Origin of the sequence: Mesorhizobium sp. ISC25, assembly GCF_042295465.1 — a bacterium.
Taxonomy (GTDB): domain Bacteria; phylum Pseudomonadota; class Alphaproteobacteria; order Rhizobiales; family Rhizobiaceae; genus Mesorhizobium.
Genome location: NZ_CP135442.1, coordinates 41,313 through 64,565, shown reverse-complemented (window position 1 = coordinate 64,565; position 23,253 = coordinate 41,313). Strand labels below are relative to the sequence as shown.

13 protein-coding genes and 1 pseudogene are annotated in these 23,253 nt (G+C 60.3%); 13 read left to right on the top strand and 1 reads right to left on the bottom strand.

The window, feature by feature from the left end:
• Nucleotides 1–193 precede the first annotated feature (193 nt).
• The 3 genes from RQ479_RS32235 to RQ479_RS32225 all read left to right on the top strand — a co-directional run bounded on the left by RQ479_RS32235 (nucleotide 194) and on the right by RQ479_RS32225 (nucleotide 12,234).
• Nucleotides 194–3,058, top strand: a complete 2,865-nt coding sequence (locus RQ479_RS32235; protein WP_376706253.1) for a winged helix-turn-helix domain-containing protein — start codon at nucleotides 194–196, stop codon at nucleotides 3,056–3,058.
• Between the two features lie 196 nt (nucleotides 3,059–3,254).
• Nucleotides 3,255–6,101 (top strand): winged helix-turn-helix domain-containing protein, encoded by a 2,847-nt coding sequence (locus tag RQ479_RS32230; protein ID WP_376706252.1) that lies wholly within the window; start codon nucleotides 3,255–3,257, stop codon nucleotides 6,099–6,101.
• Between the two features lie 673 nt (nucleotides 6,102–6,774).
• Entirely contained in the window at nucleotides 6,775–12,234 is a 5,460-nt protein-coding gene (locus RQ479_RS32225; protein ID WP_376706251.1) for a PAS domain-containing protein, read from the top strand.
• Here RQ479_RS32225 and RQ479_RS32220 read toward each other — a convergent pair.
• Nucleotides 12,197–12,589 (bottom strand): response regulator transcription factor, encoded by a 393-nt coding sequence (locus RQ479_RS32220; RefSeq protein WP_376706250.1) that lies wholly within the window; start codon nucleotides 12,587–12,589, stop codon nucleotides 12,197–12,199. The two genes, RQ479_RS32225 and RQ479_RS32220, sit on opposite strands and share 38 nt — an antisense overlap.
• Nucleotides 12,590–12,937: 348 nt before the next feature.
• Between RQ479_RS32220 and RQ479_RS32215 the strand changes: the two genes are divergently transcribed.
• From RQ479_RS32215 to cyoD, 10 genes and pseudogenes are all read left to right on the top strand, one after another.
• Nucleotides 12,938–13,600, top strand: a complete 663-nt coding sequence (locus tag RQ479_RS32215) for a response regulator transcription factor (protein ID WP_376706249.1) — start codon at nucleotides 12,938–12,940, stop codon at nucleotides 13,598–13,600.
• A 289-nt stretch (nucleotides 13,601–13,889) separates the two neighbouring features.
• Entirely contained in the window at nucleotides 13,890–14,366 is a 477-nt protein-coding gene (locus RQ479_RS32210) for a helix-turn-helix domain-containing protein (protein ID WP_376706248.1), read from the top strand.
• Nucleotides 14,363–14,797, top strand: a pseudogene (locus RQ479_RS32205) (sigma factor); the annotation flags it as partial. The gene RQ479_RS32210 and the pseudogene RQ479_RS32205, both read left to right, overlap by 4 nt.
• A 153-nt stretch (nucleotides 14,798–14,950) precedes the next feature.
• On the top strand, nucleotides 14,951–16,663 hold the full coding sequence (locus RQ479_RS32200) for a thiamine pyrophosphate-dependent enzyme (RefSeq protein WP_376706327.1): 1,713 nt from the start codon (nucleotides 14,951–14,953) through the stop codon (nucleotides 16,661–16,663).
• Between the two features lie 81 nt (nucleotides 16,664–16,744).
• Nucleotides 16,745–18,046: a threonine/serine exporter family protein gene (locus RQ479_RS32195; RefSeq protein ID WP_376706247.1), complete on the top strand. Its 1,302-nt coding sequence runs from the start codon at nucleotides 16,745–16,747 to the stop codon at nucleotides 18,044–18,046.
• A 228-nt stretch (nucleotides 18,047–18,274) separates the two neighbouring features.
• A complete protein-coding gene (locus RQ479_RS32190; RefSeq protein ID WP_376706246.1) occupies nucleotides 18,275–19,315 on the top strand; it encodes a heme o synthase in 1,041 nt (346 codons plus the stop codon).
• A 1-nt stretch (nucleotide 19,316) separates the two neighbouring features.
• The gene (gene cyoA / locus RQ479_RS32185) at nucleotides 19,317–20,195 is read left to right on the top strand and encodes a ubiquinol oxidase subunit II (protein ID WP_376706245.1); all 879 of its coding nucleotides are present in this window, start codon (nucleotides 19,317–19,319) and stop codon (nucleotides 20,193–20,195) included.
• 2 nt (nucleotides 20,196–20,197) lie between these two features.
• Complete coding sequence (cyoB, locus tag RQ479_RS32180) at nucleotides 20,198–22,177, top strand: cytochrome o ubiquinol oxidase subunit I (protein WP_376706326.1); 1,980 nt, start codon at nucleotides 20,198–20,200, stop codon at nucleotides 22,175–22,177.
• Entirely contained in the window at nucleotides 22,174–22,800 is a 627-nt protein-coding gene (gene cyoC / locus RQ479_RS32175; RefSeq protein WP_376706244.1) for a cytochrome o ubiquinol oxidase subunit III, read from the top strand. The genes cyoB and cyoC overlap by 4 nt, the downstream gene beginning before the upstream one ends.
• A complete protein-coding gene (gene cyoD, locus RQ479_RS32170) occupies nucleotides 22,797–23,192 on the top strand; it encodes a cytochrome o ubiquinol oxidase subunit IV (protein ID WP_376706243.1) in 396 nt (131 codons plus the stop codon). Before cyoC ends, cyoD begins: the two co-directional genes overlap by 4 nt.
• Nucleotides 23,193–23,253: the final 61 nt, after the last annotated feature.

The following is a 23,253-nucleotide window of genomic DNA, read 5'->3' as shown; positions in this document are numbered from 1 at the left end:
CCGTCGATGTTAGCATGGCGTGAAGCGACCCACGTTCCAAACAGGGTATGCGTTGTATGTTGACGTTAACCTGCGAATGGGTAATTGCTCGCTATCGAGGCGAACGCTCGCGTCCACCGAGGTGATCGCGGCATAAGGTCACCGCAGGGCGAGACGATTGAGCCGCTCGCAGCGGTCTCGGCGGAGCCAGTTCATGCCTGTTGAGCAGCCAGGTTCGTGGAATGCGGCCAGGGTTCTGTTCGGTCCATTCGAGCTGAACGTCAGTGAGCGCTCGCTCAAGAAGGCGGACCAAGTGGTTCCGCTCGGGGCGAGGGCGTTTGACCTTCTTGTAACTCTCGTTGACCGACCCGGTGAGATCGTCGCCAAGGACGAGCTGATTGCCAAGGTATGGCCGGACGTGATTGTCGAGGAAGGCAGTCTGCGCGTACATCTATCGGCGCTGCGCAAGGCTCTGGGCGAGGGCCAGTTCGGTCGCAAATACATCACGAACGTGCAGGGACGGGGCTATTCTTTTGTCGCGCCAGTTGCACGCCAGAAAGACGCGCACCAAAAGCGCAATCCACCTGTGCGACATTCCAACTTGGCAGCTCCGCTCGGTGAGATGGTCGGTCGTGACCAGGTTGTTCTCGAGATCCGCAACAGGCTCAGGGGAGGGCGGTTGATAAGCATTCTGGGCGCGGGTGGCATCGGCAAGACGACGGTCGCGCTGGCCGTCGGACACGCTCAGTCGCCCGACTTCTCGGGTGCGGTCTTTTTCGTTGATCTCTCTGTGCTGCGGAACAAGGACCAGGTCGTCACTGCGATCGCTTCCGCCATGGGGTTCGTTGCTCAGCCAGGCGACCCGGAAGGATCATTGTTGGAGGTCCTGCGATCTCGGAGGGCGCTCCTCATCCTGGATAGCTGCGAGCACCTGATCGAGGCGACCGCCGAGATAGCCGATCGCGTATGTCAAACTGCGCCCGACATCTGCCTGCTGGCCACCAGCAGGGAGGCGTTGCGGATCGCCGGTGAGCACGTTTTGCAACTTCAGCCGCTGGATTGCCCGCCCGAACAGGCTGGACAGACCGCGGATGAGATCCTGTCCTATCCTGCTGCGCGGCTGTTCATGGATCGGGTCAGCGCGCGAGGTATTGATCTTTCGCTTGGCGTGGATGATGCGGCCTTTGTCGCCGAAATATGCCGCGCGCTCGATGGCCTGCCTCTGGCGATCGAGCTCGCGGCCAGGACAGCGGCGGCCTTTGGCTTGCGGGATACTGCCGCAAGGCTGGCCTCTCGCCTTGACCTGCTCAAGCTTGGCCGACGCACCGCAAAGCCGCGGCATCAGACGCTGAGAGCGACGCTTGACTGGAGCCACGACCTCCTTTCCGAGGGCGAGCGTGACGTCTTGCGGCGGCTGGCGATCTTCAGGGGACGATTTTCGCTGAAAGCGGCACTCGCGGTGGCCGAGCAAGAAGGCATGGACCGCTCGGATGTCACCGACGCGGTGGGCAATCTCGTCGAGAAGTCGCTGATCGTTGCCCGCATCGACTCCCATGGCGCGAGCTATCGCCTGCTCGACACGACGCGCGCCTATGCCCTGGAGAAGCTGACCGCGAGCGATGAGCATGACGCAACTGCGGCTCGGCATGCGAACTACGTGATCAAATATCTGGAGGCAAACAGCGCCCTGCCGGATGGCACGCAGCATGCGAAGGAGTTTCTCGGAAACGTGCGAGCCGCCCTCGAGTGGAGCTTCGGTCCGGGGGGAAATAGCGAGTTGGCAGTCAAGCTAGCAGCGGTTGCTGCGCCGTTGCTGATGGCTATGTCGCTACTGACCGAATGCCGAGAGTGGATGGCGAGAGCTGTCGATCGGCTGGACGCAGCGACCTTGGGCACCCGGCATGAATTGGTCATTCAGTCCGCACTTGCCAGTTGTCTGATGTTCACCGGTGGCTTGACCGACGGATCATACTCGAGCTGGGCGAGGTCCCGCCTCCTTGCCGGCGGCCTCGGAGATGCCGAAAGCGAGCTCGTAGCTTTGCTCGTGCTATGGGCACACCAGATTCGCCTTCCGAACTACGCGGAGGCGACCAGACTTGCGGACGATCACGGCGACATGGCCGAACGGATCGGTGTCCGAGGCGCCATCGCGACAGCCAACTACATGCGTGGGGTAACCTACCATCATACGGGACGGCTGTCGGAAGCTGAAAGCCGCTTCGAACTATCGCTCAATCGCGATGACGAAGATTCGAGACGGGCGATGCTCGACCGATTCGGCTACGATCGCAGGGTCGACGCTCTGTCCGTTTTGGCGAACCTGAAATGGCTACGCGGTGATCCGGATCACGCGCGGCGGCTCAATCGGACGGCCATCGCTGAGGCGCGCCAACTCGACCACGCCGTGCCACTCTGTGTGGCGCTCACCTGGGCCAGCTTCACCACGTATTTGACGGACCCTGACGATGCGGAAACCGTGTCACTGGCCGACGAGCTGGTCGAGGTAGCCGCAAAACATCGGGTTGAGAGCTACCTTGGCTTCGGGCTGAGCATGCAGGGGCTCTGCAGGATGCGGCAAGGAGAAACGGAATCCCCCTCGCGATTGCTCTATGCCGGTTTGGAGAAGCTCTCAGCTTCTCGCTATGGCGTATTCAACTGGATCTTTCAGGCGGAATTCGCGGGGTGCCTCGCCGCTACCGGCCGTGCACAGGAGGGGTTTGTGATGTTCGAGCGTGCACAAATCCGCCTGGACGGGAACGAATGGTACGCGCCCGAATTGCACCGAATCAGGGGCGAACTGGCCAGGAGCAATGGCGAGGGACTGGCAGCAGCTAGGGGGCACTTTGTTCGTTCGCTCGAGTTGTCTGCGCGGCAGGAAAGCCAGTCTTGGGCACTCAGAGCCGCCACAAGCCTCGCCCTTGCGGAAGGGTCGGTAGCAGAACAGGAGGCGGCGCAGTGGACGTTGCGTGCGACCCATGCGAAGTTTCGCACAGGGCTTGACACCTCAGATCTCAGACTGGCCGCGCAGGTGCTGAGCGGGTCATATAGCCTCGATCATTTTACCCGAGCGGTACGCTAGCGCAGGCTGAATTCGAATGGTGCCGTTCATCCTGCTGTAACTCTCTAACTCTTTGTTTTCGCGCATGATCGTGTCCAACAAGGTTGCAGTCTTTGCGCAAATGGACTCCTGCGAAGGTTGACGTTGTTTTCGCCGGGGCGCCTATTGCGCCAGACGGGCGGCGAGCCGCTCGCTTAGGTGTTGGCGGAGCCCAGTCATGCCTGTTAAGGAGCCAGGCTCATCGAGTGCAGTCAAGCTGCGGTTCGGGCCATTCGAACTCAGCGTCACCGAGCGTATTCTTCGGAAGGCGGACGAAGTGATTCCGCTCGGCGCGAGAGCGTTTGACGCTCTCAAAATCCTAATTGACCGCGCTGGCGAGGTTGTCAGCAAGAACGAACTGATTGCCAGGGTATGGCCGGATGCGGTTGTCGAGGAGGGCAGTCTTCGCGTTCATCTGTCGGCGCTGCGCAAGGCCTTGGGTGAAGGGGAGTTCGGGCGAAAATATATCGTAAACGTACAGGGCCGGGGCTACTCCTTTGTCGCGCCTGTCGCGCGCGTGGGAGCCACGGGGCCGAGCTCGCCTGCCCGAGGTTCGAACTTCCCGGCGGCGCTGGGCGAGATGATCGGCCGCGACGACGTCGTTCTCAACATCCGCTCCCGTTTGCGGGCGGAGCGGCTGATTACAATTCTGGGTGCAGGCGGGATCGGCAAGACTACGGTCGCTGTGGCCGTCGGCCATGCCGCGTCGCCAGACTTCTCAGGCGCCATCTTTTTCGTAGATCTCTCGGTGCTACGCAACAAGGATCAGGTTGTCGCTGCCACGGCGTCCACAATGGGGCTTGTTGCGCAGCCTGGCGACCTCGAAGAGGCATTGCTGGAGTTCCTGCGCTCCCGAAGGGCTCTCCTGATCCTTGACAGTTGCGAGCACCTGATCGAGCCGGTCGCAGAGATCGCCGATCGCATATGTCAATTTGCACCGGGCGTTTGCCTGCTGGCCACCAGCAGGGAGGCGTTGCAGATCGCCGGCGAACACGTATTCCGGCTTCTGCCGCTGGATTGCCCGCCAGAGCAATCCGGGCAAACAGCGGATGAAACTCTATCCTATCCGGCGACGCGGCTCTTCGTGGAGCGGGTCAGCGCGCGGGGCGTTGCTCTCGTGCTCGACGCCGGCGATGCCGACTTCGTCGCTGAGATCTGCCGCAGGCTGGACGGCATCCCGCTGGCGATCGAACTCGCCGCTGGCAGGGCCGCAGTCTTCGGCGTGCGGGACACGGCGACGATGCTGGTATCGCACCTTGACCTTTTGAAGCTCGGCCGACGAACAGCGATACCACGTCATCAGACTCTGAGAGAAACGCTGGACTGGAGCCACGATCTCCTTTCCGAGATCGAGCGCGCGGTTCTGCGGCGTGCAGGGATCTTTGTAGGGTGCTTCACGCTGGAAGCCGCGCTGGCAGTGGCGGAGCAGGACGGCATCAGTCGGCCGGAGGTCATCGATGCTGTGGGCAGTCTCGTCGAGAAGTCGCTGATCGAGGCCCGCATCGCCTCGCAGGGACCATCCTATAGACTGCTTGATACGACCCGTGCCTACGCTGTGGAAAAGCTGATCGCAAATGCAGAGTACGACGCGATTGCGACCCGCCACGCGGACTACTCGATCCAGTTGCTGCAGGCAAACAGCGTCGACATCTTCGATGCTGACGTGTCCAACAGTAGCATCCAGCTGGTGAAGGATTATCTCGGCAATGTCCGAGCCGCCCTGGAGTGGAGTTTCGGACCCAGCGGCAGCAACGCGCAGGCCATCAGCCTGGCGGCGGCTGCCGGACCGTTGTTTCTGGCCCTTTCGCTTCTGACCGAATGTCGGAACTGGATGGGAAGAGCGATCGAACACATTTCGCAGGAGCGCAACGCGCAGCATCAGATGGAGGTCCACGCGTCGTTTGCTTTGTCTCTCATGTTTACCGAAGGGAACAGGGAGAAGGTGCGTGCCGCCTTCCATCTCGCGCTCGATTTCGCGGAGCAGCGCGGCGATGCTCGTCAGCAACTACGTCTGCTCGGCGGGCTCTCGATGTATTTTCACCACCTGATAGACGTTGCCGCCGCTCACGATCTCGCCCTGCGGGCAGAGGCGATAGCAACGAAAACCGGAAATCGCGACGACGCTGCTATTGCCCTTTCCCTGCTCGGGTCGTCCTACTATTTTCTCGGCGATCAGGTCCGCGTGCAAAAGCATCTGGAACAAGCGCTCCGCGATCTGTCCGGCATCCGGCGATTGAACGCGAGCCAATATTTGTTCGACCCGCGATCGCAGTCGTTGATGATCCTTACGCGCTCGCATTGGCTGACCGGCAACCTCGATCAAGCCGTGCGCTATGCCGAGCTTGCCACGGACGAGGCGGACAATTCGGACCATCCGATCGCAGTGTTTCGTGCACTCGCCATGTCGATGTCGCTGTATTTCTGGATCGATGATGTCGAGCGTGTGGAACGCAACCTTGCGAAGCTGGAGCTCAGCCTCGAGAAGAATTCATTGGGTCCGTATCTTGCGGTTACTCAAGGGCTGCGGGGTCGGTATCTGCTACGGGTTGGTCGCACGGCAGAGGGAATGCGGTATCTGCGCGATGCTCTGTCGAGACTGGCCGAACAACGCTACAAGCTGCTCGTGACGGAGTTTGCTGCTGATATGGCGGTCTACCTGACAGAACAAAACGAGCGGGAAGAAGCGGTGGCGCTTGTCGACGAGGCGATCGCAAGCTTTGTCGAAGTCAACATGCTCATCCATTTGCCGGTTCTTCTTATGACAAAAGCCCTCGTGCACATTCACGGACGCGCGCCCGATATCAAATCGGCCAAGGACTATCTCGAGAGATCGATATCCCTGGCTCGAGAGGGTTCGGCGCTCTCATACGAACTGAGGGCAGCGTTGCACCTCGCCCGGATTTGGATCGCGGAAGGCGAAGTACAACTAGCTCGCGATCTAATCGGACCCATTTACAGCCGGTTTTCGGAAGGTTTTGGAACCCCTGATCTCATTATCGCGCGGGAAATGCTCGACATGCCGTGACAGGTCCTTGTGTGGCGTGGAAGGGCAAGCTGGACGGCGCCAGACTGTTTGATCTGAGCGATTGTTGTCTCCGCAGGTGCGTACAAGCAAGCGCATCACTGTCCAAGATCAACGGTTGCTGAAGACTCATGTTGAGACCCCGAGACGGTTTCAACAGGTGTTGATGCAAGGAGCATGCAGGTAGCAGACGTCATCGTTGAACGTTGGGTTTTGTGTCCGGCTGTCTCCCCGGTGCCTGTCGCATCGCCAACCCCGCCATGGCAATTGAGCCGGTGACGCTGGGGCGCTGGAGTTCTGGAGCCAATTGTGACGCAGGGGATGTTTTCCGGTTCTCCGCGAGCACCATCAAGGAAGCAGTGGATTGACTGGTTGGCTACATTTCGGACAAGCCCTTCGTGACAAACATATGGATAGGCGAGGGCGAACTCACCTTTCCAGAGCGCATTCGCATGCGATTGCTATACCAGCCTTGCAGAGCGTCTTTCTCTGAGGATAAGGCGGAACCCCGGAACGCTTCGCCAATCGTTTGAAAGGGCCCGAAGGACATGGCCGAAAGGACATGGTCCGTCTCTGCCGCAGGGGCTAAGATGATTGTGCCACCTTTGCCGGGTCATCAGCGATCCTCTGCGACATGGCGCTCCGACAAAGGCAGGTCCGAATCTGGAGGCCGGCCATGGAGCGACATGTGTCAAAGGACAGTGACGGAGCCGAGGCGGCTCTGTTCAGCGGCGAGCAAGACCTTCGCCTGTTGGTGGAGACGATTCCAACGCTGGTGTGGAGAGCCAGGCCAGACGGCAATATCGAATACGTCAACAAGCGTGTGCTCGACTATTTTGGCGCGCCGCTTGGCGAAATCACCGGCTGGCGATGGGCGGAAAGAGTCCATCCGGACGACGTTGCCTTCAAGGTCAAGAGCTGGCTCGAAAATCTCGAAACTGAGAATCCTCATGATGTAGCTTGCAGATTTCGCGGGGCCGATGGCCGATATCGCTGGTTCAATGTGCGTGGAGCACCACTGAAGGCCAGCGACGGCCATGTGCTCCGCTGGTACGGCGTCCTGATCGACATTGACGATCAAAAGAGGGCGGAGGAGGCGCTTCGGGAAAGCGAATACAAGCTCCGTCAAATCTTCGAGACGGTACCAGGCCTGCTCTGGTCAGCGGATCCCGCCGGCGACCCGACCCAAATCAATCAGCGCCTAGTGGACTATACCGGCATGCGACTTGAGGACATCCAGCATGGCGGTTGGGAGGCCTTCCTGCACCCGGACGACTTTCCAGAAACCGCAAGGGCTATCCAGCACGCAATTCAGACCGGAACGTCGTACCAGGCTGTACACCGTTTGCGCCGGGCGGGTGGGGAGTTTCGTTGGCACCACGCTCGTGGTGAGCCTCTGCGCGATCCGCAGGGACGCATTGTCCAGTGGTACGGCCTGTCAGTCGATATCGATGAAGCCAAGAGAGCCGAAGACCGGCTGCGCCGCAGCGAAGCTCTCCTGGCCGAAGCGGAAAGGCTGAGCCACAGCGGCGCGTCGGCCGCCAACGAATCGACAATCCTCTATTTCTCGGAGGAAGCTTACCGGATCTGGGGGTTTGATCCGGCGCTGGGTATTCCGAGCCCTGAAGCCATGTTCCAACGGATTCACCCAGACGACCGAGACCGGGCGCGCGCCACGGCTGAGCGCTTGTTGAGCGACAAAAAGGGCTATTCGCACGGGTACAGAATCGTGCTGCCCGATGGAACGGTTAAACACATCGAATCAATCAGGGAACCTGTGTTCTCGCCAAGCGGGGAGCTTGTCGAAATTGTCGCGACACAGATCGATGTGACGGAGCGCCAGCGGGCCGAGGAAGCCCTGCGGGACAGCGAATACAAGCTTCGTCAAATTCTTGAAACAGTGCCAGGTCTCATCTGGCTGACGGATCCCAACGGCAACCCGACCTATGTCAACCAGCGCATCCTCGACTATATCGGCGCGCCATTTGAAGAATTTGTTGGTCGTGGTTGGGAGGCATTCATACATCCCGACGACCGTCCGGAGACGGAAAACGCTTTCCGCCAGGCAATCCAGACTGGAACTTCCCACGAGATCGTACACCGTCTGCGTCGGTCGGACGGCGCGTATCGCTGGCACCATACCCGTTCTGAACCTATGCGTGATCAACAGGGAAGCGTCATCCAGTGGTACGGCCTGTCCGTCGACGTCGATGAAGCCAAGAGAGCCGAAGACCTTCTACGCCGCAGCGAGGCCATTTTGGCCGCGGCACAGAGGCTCAGTCACAGCGGTGCTTCGGCCTACAACGGTTCGGCGGTTCTCTATTGGTCGGAGGGAGCTTACCGGATCTGGGGGTTTGACCCGGCACAAGGCATTCCTGACAGAGAAGCCGTCTTCCAACGGGTTCACCCCGACGACCGGGACAGGATGCGTGCGGACATCGACCGCGTGCTCGTCGATCCAACAGGCTCCTCAAACGCGTTTAGAATTGTCCTGCCCGATGGAACGGTCAGGCATCTCGAATCCATCCGCGAGCCGGTGTTTTCCGCGAGCGGGGAGTTTCTCGAAATCGTCTCCGCGCAGCTCGACGTGACGGAGCGCAAGCGAGCCGAACAAGCGCTCCGGGAGAGCGAATACAAGCTCCGTCAAATTATCGAAACAGTGCCAAGTCTCGTCTGGTCATTGGACCCCGACGGCGAGCCGACCCACTACAACCAGCGCATGCTGGACTATTTCGGCAAACGATATGAGGACTTCACGCAAGGCGGCTGGGGCGCGTTCGTACACCCCGACGACCTTCCGGAAGCCGAGAAGGCGTTCCTCCACGATATTCGAGCCGGTGTTTCACACCAGGCAGTGCTGCGTCTACGTCGGGCGGACGGCGAGTTTCGTTGGCACCAGTCACGTTGTGAGCCTCTGCGCGATCAGCAGGGGCGCATTGTCCAGTGGTACGGTCTGTCTATCGACATCGATGACGCCAAAAAGGCCGAAGACCGGCTGCGTCGCAGCGAAGCCTATCTGGCGGAAGCACAGAGGATCAGTCACAGCGGTGTGGCGGCCTACAACGAGACGAAGGTTCTCTATGGGTCGGAAGAAATATACCGCATCTGGGGGTTTGATCCGGCGCAAGGCGTTCCGAGCCTCGAAGCCGTGTTCCAACGGATCCACCCGGACGACCGCGACGGACTTAACTCAGAGGTTCAGCGGGCGGTGGCCGAGAAGAGAGGCTACTCGCACGAGTACAGAATCGTACTGCCCGATGGAACGGTCAAACACCTCGAAGTAATCGGCCAGCCTGCGTTCTCGTCAATTGGGGAACTTGTCGAGATTGTCACGACACAGATTGATGTGACGGAGCGCAAGAGAGCCGAAGACCGGCTACGCCGCAGCGAAGCCCATCTGGCCGAAGCGCAGAGCCTGAGCCACACCGGTTCCACGGTCTATAACGAGAAGACGATTCTCTATTGGTCGGACGAGACTTACCGCATCTATGGGTTTGATCCGGCACTAGGTATTCCGAGTCTTGAGGGTGTGTTCCAACGGATTCACCCCGACGACCGGGACCGTGCGCGCGTAGAATTCGAGCGCGCGTTCAGTGAGAAAAGAAGCTTCGCGATCGAGCTCAGGATCGTACTCCCTGATGGGACTGTCAAAAATCTCAAATCGATCAGCCGACCTGTTTTTTCCGCGGACGGAAGGCTTGTCGAGTTTGTCGGCACAAACATCGATTTGACGGAGCGCAAGCAGGCCGAAGAAGCCTTGCGGGAAAGCGAACACGCGCTCCGTCAACTCTTTGAAACGGTGCCCGGCCTGCTCTGGTCAGTGGATCCCGCCGGCGAACCAACACAGCTCAACCAGCGCATGTTGGATTATACCGGCATGCGATTTGAAGACTTCAAGCATGGCGGTTGGGGGACCTTCCTGCACCCCGACGACTTTCCAGAAACAGCAAGGGCCTTCCGACACGCAGTTCAGACCGGAACTCCCTTCCAGAGCGTGTTCCGTCTGCGCCGGGCGGACGGGGAGTTTCGTTGGCACCATGCTCGTGGTGAGCCTCTGCGCGACCGCAAGGGACGCATTGTCCAGTGGTACGGCCTGTCTGTTGACATCGATGAAGGCAAAAGAGCCGAAGATCTGCTGCGCCGTAGCGAAGCCTATCTGGCCGAAGCACAAAGCCTTAGCCACACCGGTTCCGCGGCCTTTAACGACACCGTGATACTCTATTGGTCGGATGAGACTTATCGAATTTTTGGGCTCGATCCGCGCAACGGCGTCCCGAGCCGCGAAGCTGTGGTGCAAGCGATCCATCCCGATGATCTGGAGCGGGTGCTCGAGGAGGCCCGACGTGCGGTCCTGCAGAAGAGAGACTACAAACTTGAGTACAGAATCGTACTACCCGTAGGAATCACAAAACATATCGAAGTGACCTCTCATCCCAAGTTCTCAGAAAGCGGAGACCTTGTGGAGGTTGTCAGCACTATCGTCGATGTGACGGAACGCAAAAGTGCCCAGCAGGCGTTGCGGGAAAGCGAATATAAACTCCGTCAACTCATGGACACGGTACCGGGTCTAACCTGGTCGACGGGCCAACCAGGGTTCATGGCACAGGTGCAGGCCATTCTAAATGTGCTTCCGGCATATACATGGTACGGAACTCCGTCGGGCAGCCTGATCTTCGTGAATACACGACAAGCGGATTTCCTTGGTGTCCCGAACGATCATCCCTTGCGTTTCGGCATCGACACAGGTGCACCGTGGGACGTCCATATCCCGTTCCTGCATCCAGACGATCAACAAGACGGGCGCAAACTCTGGTCAAACAGTCTGCGCACCGGCGAAGGCTACGAACATAACTATCGAGTCCGTACTGCCCAAGGCGACTACCGCTGGTTCCACACTCGCACTGAGCCGCTCCGCGCAAGCGATGGAACGCTTCTGCTATGGGTAGGTGCAACCCTCGATATTGAAGAGCTCAAGCGCGCCGAGGAAGATTTGCGGGAGAGCGAGGCGAAATTCCGCGACTACGCCGAAAGTGCCTCCGATTGGTTTTGGGAAATCGGTACGGACTACAAATTCACGCTGCTGACCGAGAATGCGTTTGGTTCAGATTCGGCTGATCGAATCGGCACGGCGTACTGGGATCGTGCTCTCGACCTTGAAACAGAGCCGGAGAAATGGCGGCTTCTTCGGGCAACTCTCGATGCACGCAAACCGTTCCGTGACTTCGTATATTACTCCGCTCGCCGTAACGGATCTCCCATACATGTGAAGGTGACCGGCAAGCCAGTGTTTGACGCCGACGGACAATTCCGTGGCTATCGCGGCACCGGCACCGACGTCACAGCATTCATCCACGCGCAGGAGGAGCATGAGAGGCTGCGCCAACTGGAGTCGGATCTCGCGCACATGAACCGCGTAAGCGTAATAGGAGAACTGACTGCTTCGCTGGCCCACGAAATCACGCAACCGATTGCCGCGGGGCGCAACAACGCCCGTGCGGCCATGCACTTTCTGGACAGAAATCCACCGGATCTTGGCGAAATCCGAGAAGCGCTCGCCTCCATCGTCGATGATGCCGACAGAGCCGGAAATATCATCGACCGCATCCGTGATCACATCAAGAAGGCGCCTCCTCGAAAGTCTCGTTTCGATCTGAACAAGGCGATCGACGAAGTGATTGGATTGGCGCAAAGCGCTATCGCCACAAATGGAGTCGCGGTCCGAACCCGCCTCACGGAGGCGCTATCTCCCATTGAGGGGGATCGTGTTCAATTGCAACAAGTTGTTATGAACCTGATCCTCAACGCAGTTGAAGCCATGAGCACGGTCGAGGCGGGGCCACGGGAGTTGGTGATCGGCACCGAGCAAACCCAGACCGGTGACGTTCTCGTGTCCGTGCACGATACAGGACCGGGCATTGACCCAGACCGTCTCGATCGCGTTTTCGAAGCTTTCTACACGACGAAGTCGAGCGGAGTGGGGATGGGACTGTCGATCTCCCAGTCGATCATCGATGCTCACGGGGGCCGGCTGTGGGCAGACATGAATGCATCGCATGGGGCCGTACTTCGGTTCTTCTTGCCAGGCGCAGGCAACGAACTCAGGACTTCTCGTCGCTCGGCTCGCCGGACTGGATAGCCTCGCGGAGACACCGTATCAGATGCCGCTCATCAAACGGCTTACGAAGGTAACAAACGACCCCATCGTTCAACGCGCGGGCCTGGTCAAGGTCGTTGGGATAGGCCGTAACTAGGATCGTTGGAATCGCGTGACCCGCCTCGATGAGGTGGTCATAGAGCTCAAGTCCGGTCATCGCCGGCATATTGACGTCAGCGATGAGGCAGGCGGTTTCGCCGAGACGAGGTGATGAAAGGAAATCACCTGCCGTCGGGAAGACCGCGACGTCGTAGCCAAGCGATCTCATGAGCCTCCTCATGGATTCGCGAAAGAACTGATCGTCCTCGACGACCGAGATCAACGACGCCACCGGCATAATGTGCTCCGGAAGTGCGCACGAACAGCGACACGGGCGCTCCGACAACGCCACCGCACCCGCCTGCGATGGGTCAGCCTGCGCCCTAGAGTGATGGTGGAGCAATACCAGCGATTGTAAACTTTGGCTTAGGCTCGAAGGCGAAATTCCCCAGCTGTGCGGGAGGATGCCCGCCAAGCGGATCGTAGAGCGCGTAAACCTTCGTTTACGCCCGCGCGCGTCTCTGACGGGAAATGAGACTGTTCACGCCCATCCGTCGGGATTAAGTTTGCGCGGAGGAGCCACGCGAACCTTGCAAGCCGAGACGAAGGCGCTCATTTACCCGCCCTTTGATCGTGAGCAGCAGTGATGTCGGACGCGAACGCTACCATCCTGGTCATCGATGATGATCCAGCCCTTCGAGCCTCGATCGGGCGCCTGTTGCGATCGCTCGACCTCGAAGCTCGGCTGTTTGCGTCCATCCCAGAGTTTCTCGAGGCGGACCCGCCGAATGGTCCCACTTGCATGGTACTCGACGTCCGATTGCCGGGACGAAGCGGGCTTGATCTTCAACGTCAGCTGGCCATGGCCAACCGGGACATTCCAATCATCTTCATCACAGGCCACGGCGACATTGCCATGTCGGTGCAGGCGATGAAGGGCGGTGCCATTGAGTTCCTGACCAAGCCGTTTCGCGACCAGGAGCTGCTCGACGCCATTCAACTCGGCCTCTCTCGCGATCGTGCCCGGCGGGAAAGCGAAGGGGCTCTGGTCGTTATCAGAGAGCGGTTCGCGTCGCTGAGCCCCAGGGAGCGCGAGATCATGGTTCACGTCGCGCGCGGTCGCCTCAGCAAACAGATTGCCGGCGATATCGGCATCGCTGAAGCCACGGTGAAGGTGCACCGCAGCCGCCTGATGCGAAAGATGAAGGCCAATTCGCTTCTCGCGCTCAGCCGAATGGCGGAAAAGCTGCAGCTGGTGCCCGACGACGAGCAGCACGCTGCTGAGCCGAAGCCGCACCAGCAGCGGTGATCCCACCGGCATTCGATCCCCATTTATTCCCGTGTAAGCCAAAGTTCAGCGCACCGAAACCATGACGCTACTCCGCGCCACCCGTGTGCAATAGATCGCGGCATTCCAAACCATCACACTGCACGTCACCGCGGCGAGACCGTGTTTTGTCTCTCTTTGAGAGCCACGAAATTCGTCCCGGCTAGTGCGGAATGTTTGTCGAGGGTTCGATATGGACAGGCTGTACAGCGAGACTGCAGAAGCTTCATCATCAATCGATCTCGAGTTTGGTTGCCTGGCAAACAGTCTCGTGCTGCTTCTTGAAGCAGCCAAAGGCGAGCTCGAGCATAACCATGAGGCGGCAAAGACATCGCTGGCCGCCGCGGCATCCATGCTCCATTCGGAGATTGAGCGCCGTTCAGGTGCCAAAAGCTCCGGAACGGGTGGATTGGCGGGCTGGCAGATAGCGCGCGTCAGGTCCTTCATCGACCGGAACCTCCACCGAACAATTCACGCGAGTGACCTCAGCGCCGTTGCGCGGCGGAGCACGGCACATTTCTCGCGCTCGTTCAAGCAAGCATTTGGAGAACCGCCGCACGCCTACATTGTGAGGCGGCGGCTGGAGGAAGCCTGTCACCTGATGCTGACCAGCCAAGCTTCGCTGAGCGAAATCGCGCTGACCGTCGGCTTTTCCGACCAGGCACATTTGTCGAAGCTTTTCAGGCATGCCTTTGGCCAAAGCCCGGCCAACTGGCGTCGCGAGCGTGAGATCCTTTGGCGCCGATGAGACGGGCAATCACCGAGGAGATTCCTCGGCTGCGCCGCCATGCGCGTGCGCTGCTGCGGGACAGCGACGCGGCCGACGACCTCGTGCAGGACTGCTTGGAAATGGCACGGTCTCTTATCGAGAGCTGGAGGTCGGGCGATTCGCCGAGACGCCGGTTGTTAACGATTATGCACCAACTTTACGTCGATCAGTTGCGTCGCACCAAGCGCAATGTCCATGTTGAGGCGCTGATGCCCGAGACGATTGACGCGGTCGCCCCTGCGGCGCCCGATAGGATCGGTCCGGCCGAGGTGCTGTCGGCCCTGCAGCAGATTGCCCCAGAACGACGCGCCGCGCTGGCGCTGGTCGCCGTTGAGGGCCTTTCTTATGCCGATGCAGCGAATGTGCTTGGCATTGCGGTTGGCACGCTTGCGCCGCAGATTGCCGAGGCAAGAGAGGAACTGCGGTCGATTCTGGAAGATGTCTCGCGTGGCAAGATGTTCATTCACAGCAATCTGAGACAAGTTCTCGCAGCCCGAACCAAGATCGGCCATCAGGCAGGCCACATATTGAGGCCGGAAACGGTCTCACAGGTGTTAGGCAGCATGAGCAGGCAGGTAGCAGACATTATCGTTGAAACGCTGCAGAGCGCCGGCGTCGAACATTGTTACGGCGTCGTGGGGGACACGCTCAATCTGATCGCCCGTTCGCTCGAGCGAAGCAAGATCGAGTGGGTGTCGGTGAGGCACGAGGAGGCTGGAGCCTTCGCAGCGCAGGCCGAAGCACAGCTGACGGGTCACTTGACGGCTGTCGCCGGAAGTTGCGGCCCCGGCAGCCTGCATTTCATCAACGGGATTTTTGAAGCAAACCGAAACCGTGCGCCCGTCATTCTCATTGCAAGCCAGATCATTCGCGATGAGCTGGGCTTCGATTTCATCCAGGAAGTCGATTTCAAGCAGATCTACCAAAGCTGCAGCGTCTTTTGCGACATGATCTACACGGCGGAGCAGGCGCGGCGCAAAACCGTCATTGCCTGTCAGACCGCCTTGTCGAAGCGGGGTGTTGCCGTTCTCATCGTGCCGGCGGACGTTTCCGCCTCAATGGTGGCCGATGATATCCCGTACGCAGTTCATGTTTCCGAGCCCGTCGTTCGTCCGAGCGATGGTGACCTCGACGAAATCGCGGGGATAATCAACAAAAGCGGGAACCTTGCCATCTATGGCGGTTCCGGCTGCCAGGGAGCGCGCCAGGAAATTCTGGCCGTTGCCGAGAAGCTGAAGGCCCCGATCGCTCATACCTCGCGCGGGAAAGACTTCCTCGAATTTGACAATCCCTACAACATCGGCATGACCGGAATGCTCGGCAACGAGGCCGGCTATCACGCCTTGCTCGACTGCGACACGCTGCTGCTCCTGGGGGCGGATTTTGCTTGGCGGCAGTTCTATCCCGATAAGGCGAAGATTGTTCAGATCGATATCGACCCGACACATCTCGGGCGCCGGCATCCGATCACAAAGGGTGTTGTTGGCGACGTGAGAGCAACCCTGGAAGCGTTGCTGCCCAAGTTGGTCGAACGCTCTGACCCCTCTTTCCGCGACCAATATGTGCGGCGCTACGCCAAAGCCAGGCAATCGGAGAAGACAAAGGCTGTCGCGGGTCACGACGGGTGTATTCCCGGAACCTATCTTACCGAGGCGATCAACCGCCATGCCGCGAAGGACGCGGTATTTTCTGCGGACGATGGGACACCGGCCGCTTGGCTTGTTCGCTACATCGAAACCAATGGTCAGCGCCGTACCTTTGCCAGTCTGCTGCATGGAACCATGGCTGGCGGCTTGCCGTCAGCCCTTGGGCTGCAGAAGTCTCAGCCAGGCCGCCAGGTAATCTGTCTGGCCGGCGATGGCGGCCTCTCAATGCTTTTCGGTGACCTGATGACCGTGATCCAGGAACAATTGCCGATCAAGATTGCGGTCTATGACAACGGCAAGCTCGGCTTCGTGGAGATCGAGCAGAAGGCCGAGGGGATGCTGGATACGTTCACACGGCTGAAAAACCCGAACTTTGGTGAAGTTGCGCGAGCGCTGGGTTTCTGGGGCCAAACGGTTTCCAAGGCGGACGAGCTTGAAGCGAGCGTCAAGGACTGGCTTGCGCAACCGGGGCCGGCGCTCCTGCATGTGCACGTTAGTCCCTTGCAACTGGTGATCCCACCATTCAAGGCTGCGGCACCAACAGTTGGCATGGCGCTCTATTCCGCTCGCGCCGTTTTGCACGGTCGGGGAGGGGATGTTTGGGAAATGGTGAGGGAAAACTTCCTTTGACCTGCCAGTGACCAGTCAGACTTCCGCCGCACAGGCGGTCTGCCTCTGGGCACCAAATCCAGTACATCGCGGCAAACCGACGTGACAAGCCCTATCGCACCACTGCCACCGGATGGCGCGTCTACAACCCGCGAAGTTGCACTTGATACCATTGCGCTGGCGGCCGCGCTTCTGTTCGAGCACGGGCAAACGACCGAACAGACGGTTATTGCCGCTGAACGGCTTGGGCACGCCCTGTCTGTGGAGGTCAGAGTGTTGCCGGAGTGGGGCGAGATTGCCGTCGAGATCGACGGCGCGCCGCTATCGCAGATTGCCCCGGCCACGCCTCTCGGCGTCGACCTCGGCAAGGTGCTGGCCGTGATGACGCTAGTGGACCAGGTCTGCGATCGCCGCTTGCCTCTCGAGGCGGTGCGTGCCGCCCTCTCGGCGGTGAGAATTTTGCCTTCGGGGTCGACATTGCGCTTCGTTCTCTTCGCGGCCATCGGCGCTGCGTCGATGGGTGTCATCTTCGGCGCGCTGGACGTTGTGAGCCTGCTGCTGATTGCGGCAAGCGCGGTAGCAGGTGCGCTCGCCCGCCGCAAACTCGCGACGCTTTCACGCAATCCCTTCATCCAGCCGCTTTGCGCAGCTGCCATCGCCGGCATCGTGGCGGCCGCCGCTGACCGCTTGCAGCTGTCCGACGCGCAATCCCTCGTCGCGCTCTGCCCGTGCATGATACTGGTTCCCGGCCCACACCTTCTCAATGGCGCGATCGACCTGACACGCACGCGCATCGCCCTCGGCAGCGCCCGCTTGGTTTACGCCGGGGTCATCGTCCTGACGATCTGCGTTGGCCTATTCGCCGGTCTGGCCGCCGGCGGCGCAACGCTTCAGGGTGCCGCATCGTCCCTGCCGGTGCCCCTCGCGGCCGATGTAGTCGCCGCGGGTTCCGCGGTCGCCGCATTTGCCACGTTCTTTTCCATGCCATGGCGCCTGCTGCCATTCCCGGTGGTCGTCGGCATGCTCGCGCATGGGGCGCGATGGGCGGTGATCTCGGCTGGATTTCATGTCGCAACCGCAGCGCTGGTCGCGTCTGTCCTTGTCGGACTCGTAGTCGCACCTGTCGCGAACCGTCTACGCTTACCCTTTGCAGCCCTCGGCTTTTCCTCGGTTGTCTCGATGATGCCAGGCTTCTTCCTGTTTCATGCAGCGGAGGACTTGGTCCAACTGGTCTCGAGTGGACCGCACGCCTCGGCAAATCAGCTCGCGAGTTGCGTCGTGAACGGAGCCACGGCCTTCCTGATCATTCTGGCCATGACCGTCGGGCTCATCGTACCGCGCACGCTGCTCGGGCACTTCCTGTTGCCCACAACATCGGGAACCAGCGGACAATATCCGCGATAGTCTAGCGCCTCGACGCCTGAATATGAACGCCCGCCGTCAATGTCGGCGACACATTCTACTTCGACCGCCGAATAACGCGTCCTTTGCGAATTCTTTGAGCACGATCACCCCAGCTCCAGCAGCGCCATACAAGCGCGGCGCGCCCCGAAAAGGCAACTTAGCAAGACGACGGCATCAAGAAGATTGCGATGCCAAAACGACAGATCTTTCGCGCAGAGGACTATCGGAATGGCGATCACAGCCGCTCTCCGCTCCCGCCTAACCTTGTCTTCGCAGGTCGGTCCCATACCATCGTCACATCGCGCCTCCTCCCTGATCGAGCGCGGGCGATTGCCCGATTTCCTCAGGCTCATGAAGCCGCGCGTGATGGTGCTGGCTGTCTTCACTGCGGTGGTTGGGATGATCATCGCGCCGGTCGACCTGGATCCGCTCCACGCCTTTGCAGGGGTTATCGCGATCGCTGCGGGCGCTGGTGCGGCCGGTATGCTCAACATGTGGTACGACGCCGATATCGACGCCGTCATGACGCGCACGGCAATGCGGCCGATTCCCCGCGGCAAGATCTCGCGGCGCGCGGCGCTCGTAGTCGGGGTTGTGCTCGCCGGCGGCGCCGTCGGGCTGCTTGGCTTCGTGGCCAACGTCATGGCGGGCGCGCTGCTCGCCGGCGCAATCCTCTTCTACGCTGTCGTGTATACGGCATGGCTAAAGCGGCTGACACCCCAGAACATCGTCATCGGCGGCGCCGCCGGGGCACTTCCGCCGGTCATCGGATGGGCTGCAGCGACGGGCCAAATCGGGCTCGAGCCGCTGGTCCTGTTCCTCATCATCTTCCTCTGGACCCCGCCGCATTTTTGGGCGCTGGCCCTCAATCGCACTGATGAGTATGCGCGTGCTGGCGTACCGATGCTGCCGGTCGTTGCGGGACGGGTCGCGACGACGCGGCAGATACTGTTTTACTGTGCGCTCTTGGCCGCAGCTTCAGCGCTGCCGTGGGCGCTTGGGTTCGCAGGCCCGATCTATGGTGTGGCGGCCATGGCATGCGGAGCAATTCTTGTCGTGCTCGCAATCCAGCTGCGCAGAAGCGACGCGGCCGACCGCCGCACTCCTCGCCGCCTGTTCGTGTTCTCCATCTTCTACTTGTTCGTGTTGTTTGCGGCACTCCTGGCCGATCACGCCAATCAAGCACTGCACTCTACGCCGGCGTCCAGTTCCCGGACTGATGCCGGAACTGCAGGCACTTCCATCACCACCGGCACAGATGAGGTTTGACATGAGGCTCAGGTTGCTCGCTGCTGGCTTGATCGGCGCCGTGACACTCGCGGGCTGTTCGGAAGGCGTGCTCAGTCCACAAGGACCTGTTGCCTCTGCAGAGCGGCAGATTCTGTTCAACTCGCTCGGCATCATGCTGGCGATCGTGATCCCGACGATCCTCGCCACGCTCGGCGTCGCCTTCTGGTTTCGTTCGTCGAACTGGCGCGCTCACTACACGCCCGATTTCGAGTATTCGGGCCGTCTCGAGTTGCTCGTCTGGTCTATCCCCATCATGACGGTGATCTTGGTCGGTGGCGTCGCCTGGATCGGCTCATACGACCTCGATCCGCGAAAGCCGATTGCCTCTGATGTGAGGCCAGTCAGGGTTCAGGTGGTCTCGCTCGACTGGAAATGGCTGTTCATCTATCCCGACCAAGGCCTCGCAAGCGTCAATCAATTGACCATCCCGGTTGGCGCGCCGGTCAGCTTCGAGCTCACCTCCTCGGGCGTGATGAACAGCTTCTTCGTGCCGCAGCTCGGCGGCCAGATCTACACCATGGCGGGAATGGTGACGCGCCTTCACCTGCAGGCCGACCATGCTGGAACGTATCGGGGGCTATCGGCCAATTTCAGCGGCGACGGCTTTGCGGACATGCGGTTTGCCGTCGATGCGGTGTCCCCCACAGCCTTTTCGCAGTGGGTGAAAGCAACTCGCGACGCCGGTCCAATGCTCGACGCGCAAGCCTATGCCGACCTGGCCAGGCCAAGCGAGGCGGTTGCGTCTTTCACGTACCGCGACATCGCTCCCGATCTGTTCAACCACATCCAGAGCTTCGCTGCGCAGCCGAATGATCCCTCGCGGCTCGCAGACCAGACATCACAGAGGACAGTCAAATGAACCTGCTTGGCAAGCTCGACTGGAGCGCCATCCCCTTCGACCAGCCGATCATCATGGGCACAGGGGCTGTCGTTGTCCTGGCCATAGTCGCCATCCTGGCGTGGGTCACGCTGAAAGGATATGTCCCGTATCTCTGGCGCGAATGGATCACGTCCGTGGACCACAAGCGCATCGGCGTGATGTACTTCCTGCTGGCGCTGGTCATGCTGCTGCGCGGATTCGCCGATGGGATCATGATGCGGGCGCAACAGGCGGTCGCCGCCGGCGGCGCCCCGGGGTACCTGCCTCCGGAGCATTTCGATCAGATCTTCTCGGCACACGGCACGATCATGATCTTCTTCGTGGCGATGCCGTTTGTGATCGGGCTGATGAACTTCATTGTGCCGCTGCAGCTTGGTGTTCGCGATGTCGCCTTCCCGACGCTGAACTCGGTGAGCTTCTGGCTGACGGCGTCTGGCGTGCTGCTGATCAACGTCTCCCTCGTTATCGGCGAGTTCGCCAAGACGGGGTGGGTCGCTTATCCGCCGCTCAGCGAGCTGCAATTCTCGCCTGGAGTCGGCGTCGACTACTATCTTTGGTCACTGCAGATCTCCGGCGTCGGCACGCTGCTGACGGGAATCAATTTCGTCACCACGATCCTGAAATTGCGGGCACCCGGAATGGGCTACATGCGCATGCCTGTCTTCTGCTGGACCGCGCTCGCCAGCAACCTGCTGATTGTCGCGGCTTTTCCGGCGTTGACCGCGACTTTGGCGATGCTGCTGCTCGACCGCTATCTCGGCTTTCACTTCTTCACAGTCGACGCCGGCGGCAACGCGATGATGTACGTGAACCTGTTCTGGGTGTGGGGTCACCCCGAGGTCTATATCCTGATCCTGCCGGCGTTCGGCATCTTTTCGGAGGTGAGCGCGACCTTCTCCGGCAAGCCGCTGTTCGGCTACCGCTCGATGGTCGCTGCGACGATGGTGATCACCATTCTGGCCTACACTGTCTGGCTGCACCACTTTTTCACCATGGGCGCCAGCGCGAACATCAACGCCTTCTTTGGCGTCATGAGTATGGTCATTGGGGTGCCTACGGGCGTGAAGATCTTCAACTGGCTGTTCACCATGTACGGCGGGCGCGTGCGATTCACGGTGCCAGTCCTATGGACCATCGGCTTCATGGTGTCGTTTGTCCTCGGCGGCTTGACCGGCGTGCTGCTGGCCGTGCCCCCGGTCGATTTCCAAATGCACAACAGCTTGTTCCTGGTCGCTCATTTCCATCACGTCATCATTCCCGGCGTGGTGTTCGGCGTGATGGCCGGCTACAATTACTGGTTCCCCAAGGCCTTCGGCTTCAAGCTCGACGAACGCTGGGGCAGGCGCTCCTTCTGGTGCTGGTTCATCGGCTTTCATCTCGCCTTCATGCCGCTCTATGCGGTGGGTCTGATGGGAATGACCCGGCGCATGCAGCACTACGACAACGTGGCCTGGCAGCCATGGCTGGTCGTGGCGGCCATTGGCGCCGTCATTATCCTGGCCGGGATTGTTTGCCAGATCATTCAGCTGGTTGTCTCGATCCGCAATCGCGACCTGCTTCGTGTGACCGGGGATCCCTGGAATGGCCGCACGCTGGAATGGTCCACAACGTCGCCGCCGCCGGCCTGGAACTTTGCGGTCCTGCCGCATGTGGCCGAGCGCGACACTTACTGGGTCGCGAAGCAACGCGCCAACGCACAGCAAGCTCAACCAGCACCACCGCGCCAGTACGAGCCGATCGAAGTGCCGAAGAACAGCGCAGTCGGGTTCGTCAACGCCTTCTTTGCCGTCGCCATAGGTTTCGCACTGATTTGGCACATCTGGTGGATGGCAGGGCTGGGCCTCATCGGCACGTTCCTGACGATCCTGATCTTCGCCTTCCGCGATGAGGACGAGACCGAGGTGTCGGCAGCGCAGGTTGCGCAATTCGATCGGGTTCACCAGGCTGAGGTAGCGATATGAATGTCACCGTTGCCGTTGAGGCTGGCGAAGCGCTGCCGAGCGAAAGCGAAGCCGGTCCGGCCCCCAAGCGCGTTGTCGTTGCTTACGGCTTCTGGATCTTCCTGCTGAGCGACATCGTGATGTTCTCGGTGCTCTTTGCCGGCTACGCCGTCTTGCGGCATGCCACTGCGGGCGGACCGACCGGCACCGAGCTGTTCAATCAGGGCAGGGTTGCCATCGAAACTGTTTGCCTTCTGGCGTCGAGCTATACGTGCGGATTGATGGCATTGGCGGTCGGTTCGCGAAACCGCTTCGGCACGTATGTAGGCGCTTTGCTGACATTCGCGCTCGGCGCGGCGTTCCTCGCTCTCGAGTTCCGCGAATTCGCCGACATGATCGCACATGGCGCGGGCCCGCAACGCAGCGCATTTCTCTCGTCGTTCTTCGCTCTCGTCGGCTGTCACGGAGTGCACGTCGCCGCTGGACTGATCTGGCTGGCGGTGATGATGGCGCAGGTCGCGTTGAAAGGGTTTCGCGCCCCCGTACTGCGTCGGCTTCAGTGCTTTTCGCTCTTCTGGCACGCGCTCGACATCGTTTGGGTCGGGCTGTTCACGGTCGTCTATCTGATGGGAGCTACCCCATGACCACAACAAGTTTCCATCGCGCTCCTGGCGACCAGTCGATAGCGACCGACCAGGAAGAGCCAGTCTCCTCGGGCGTGCTCGTCTACACGATCGGGCTGCTTCTCGCGGTGATCCTAACAGCCCTGTCGTTCTGGGTGGCCAACACATCACTGCTCTGGGCTGCCGGAATTCCCCTCGGCCTGGCCGTGCTCGCGATCGCCCAGATGGGTGTTCACCTAGTGTTCTTCCTGCACATCACGACCGGCCCGGACAACACCAACAACGTGCTGGCGCTCGCGTTTGGCGTGCTCATCGTCCAGCTAGTGATGGCGGGTTCGTTGGTGATCATGGCCGATCTCAATGACGGGATGATGCCGCCAGCCGACCTGATGGATCTGCATATGCAGCGCTGAGCAGCGTGGCATGCAGCCTCGGTCTCGGCGGCTCTAGGCGGGCCTGTAAGACTAGTCCTCA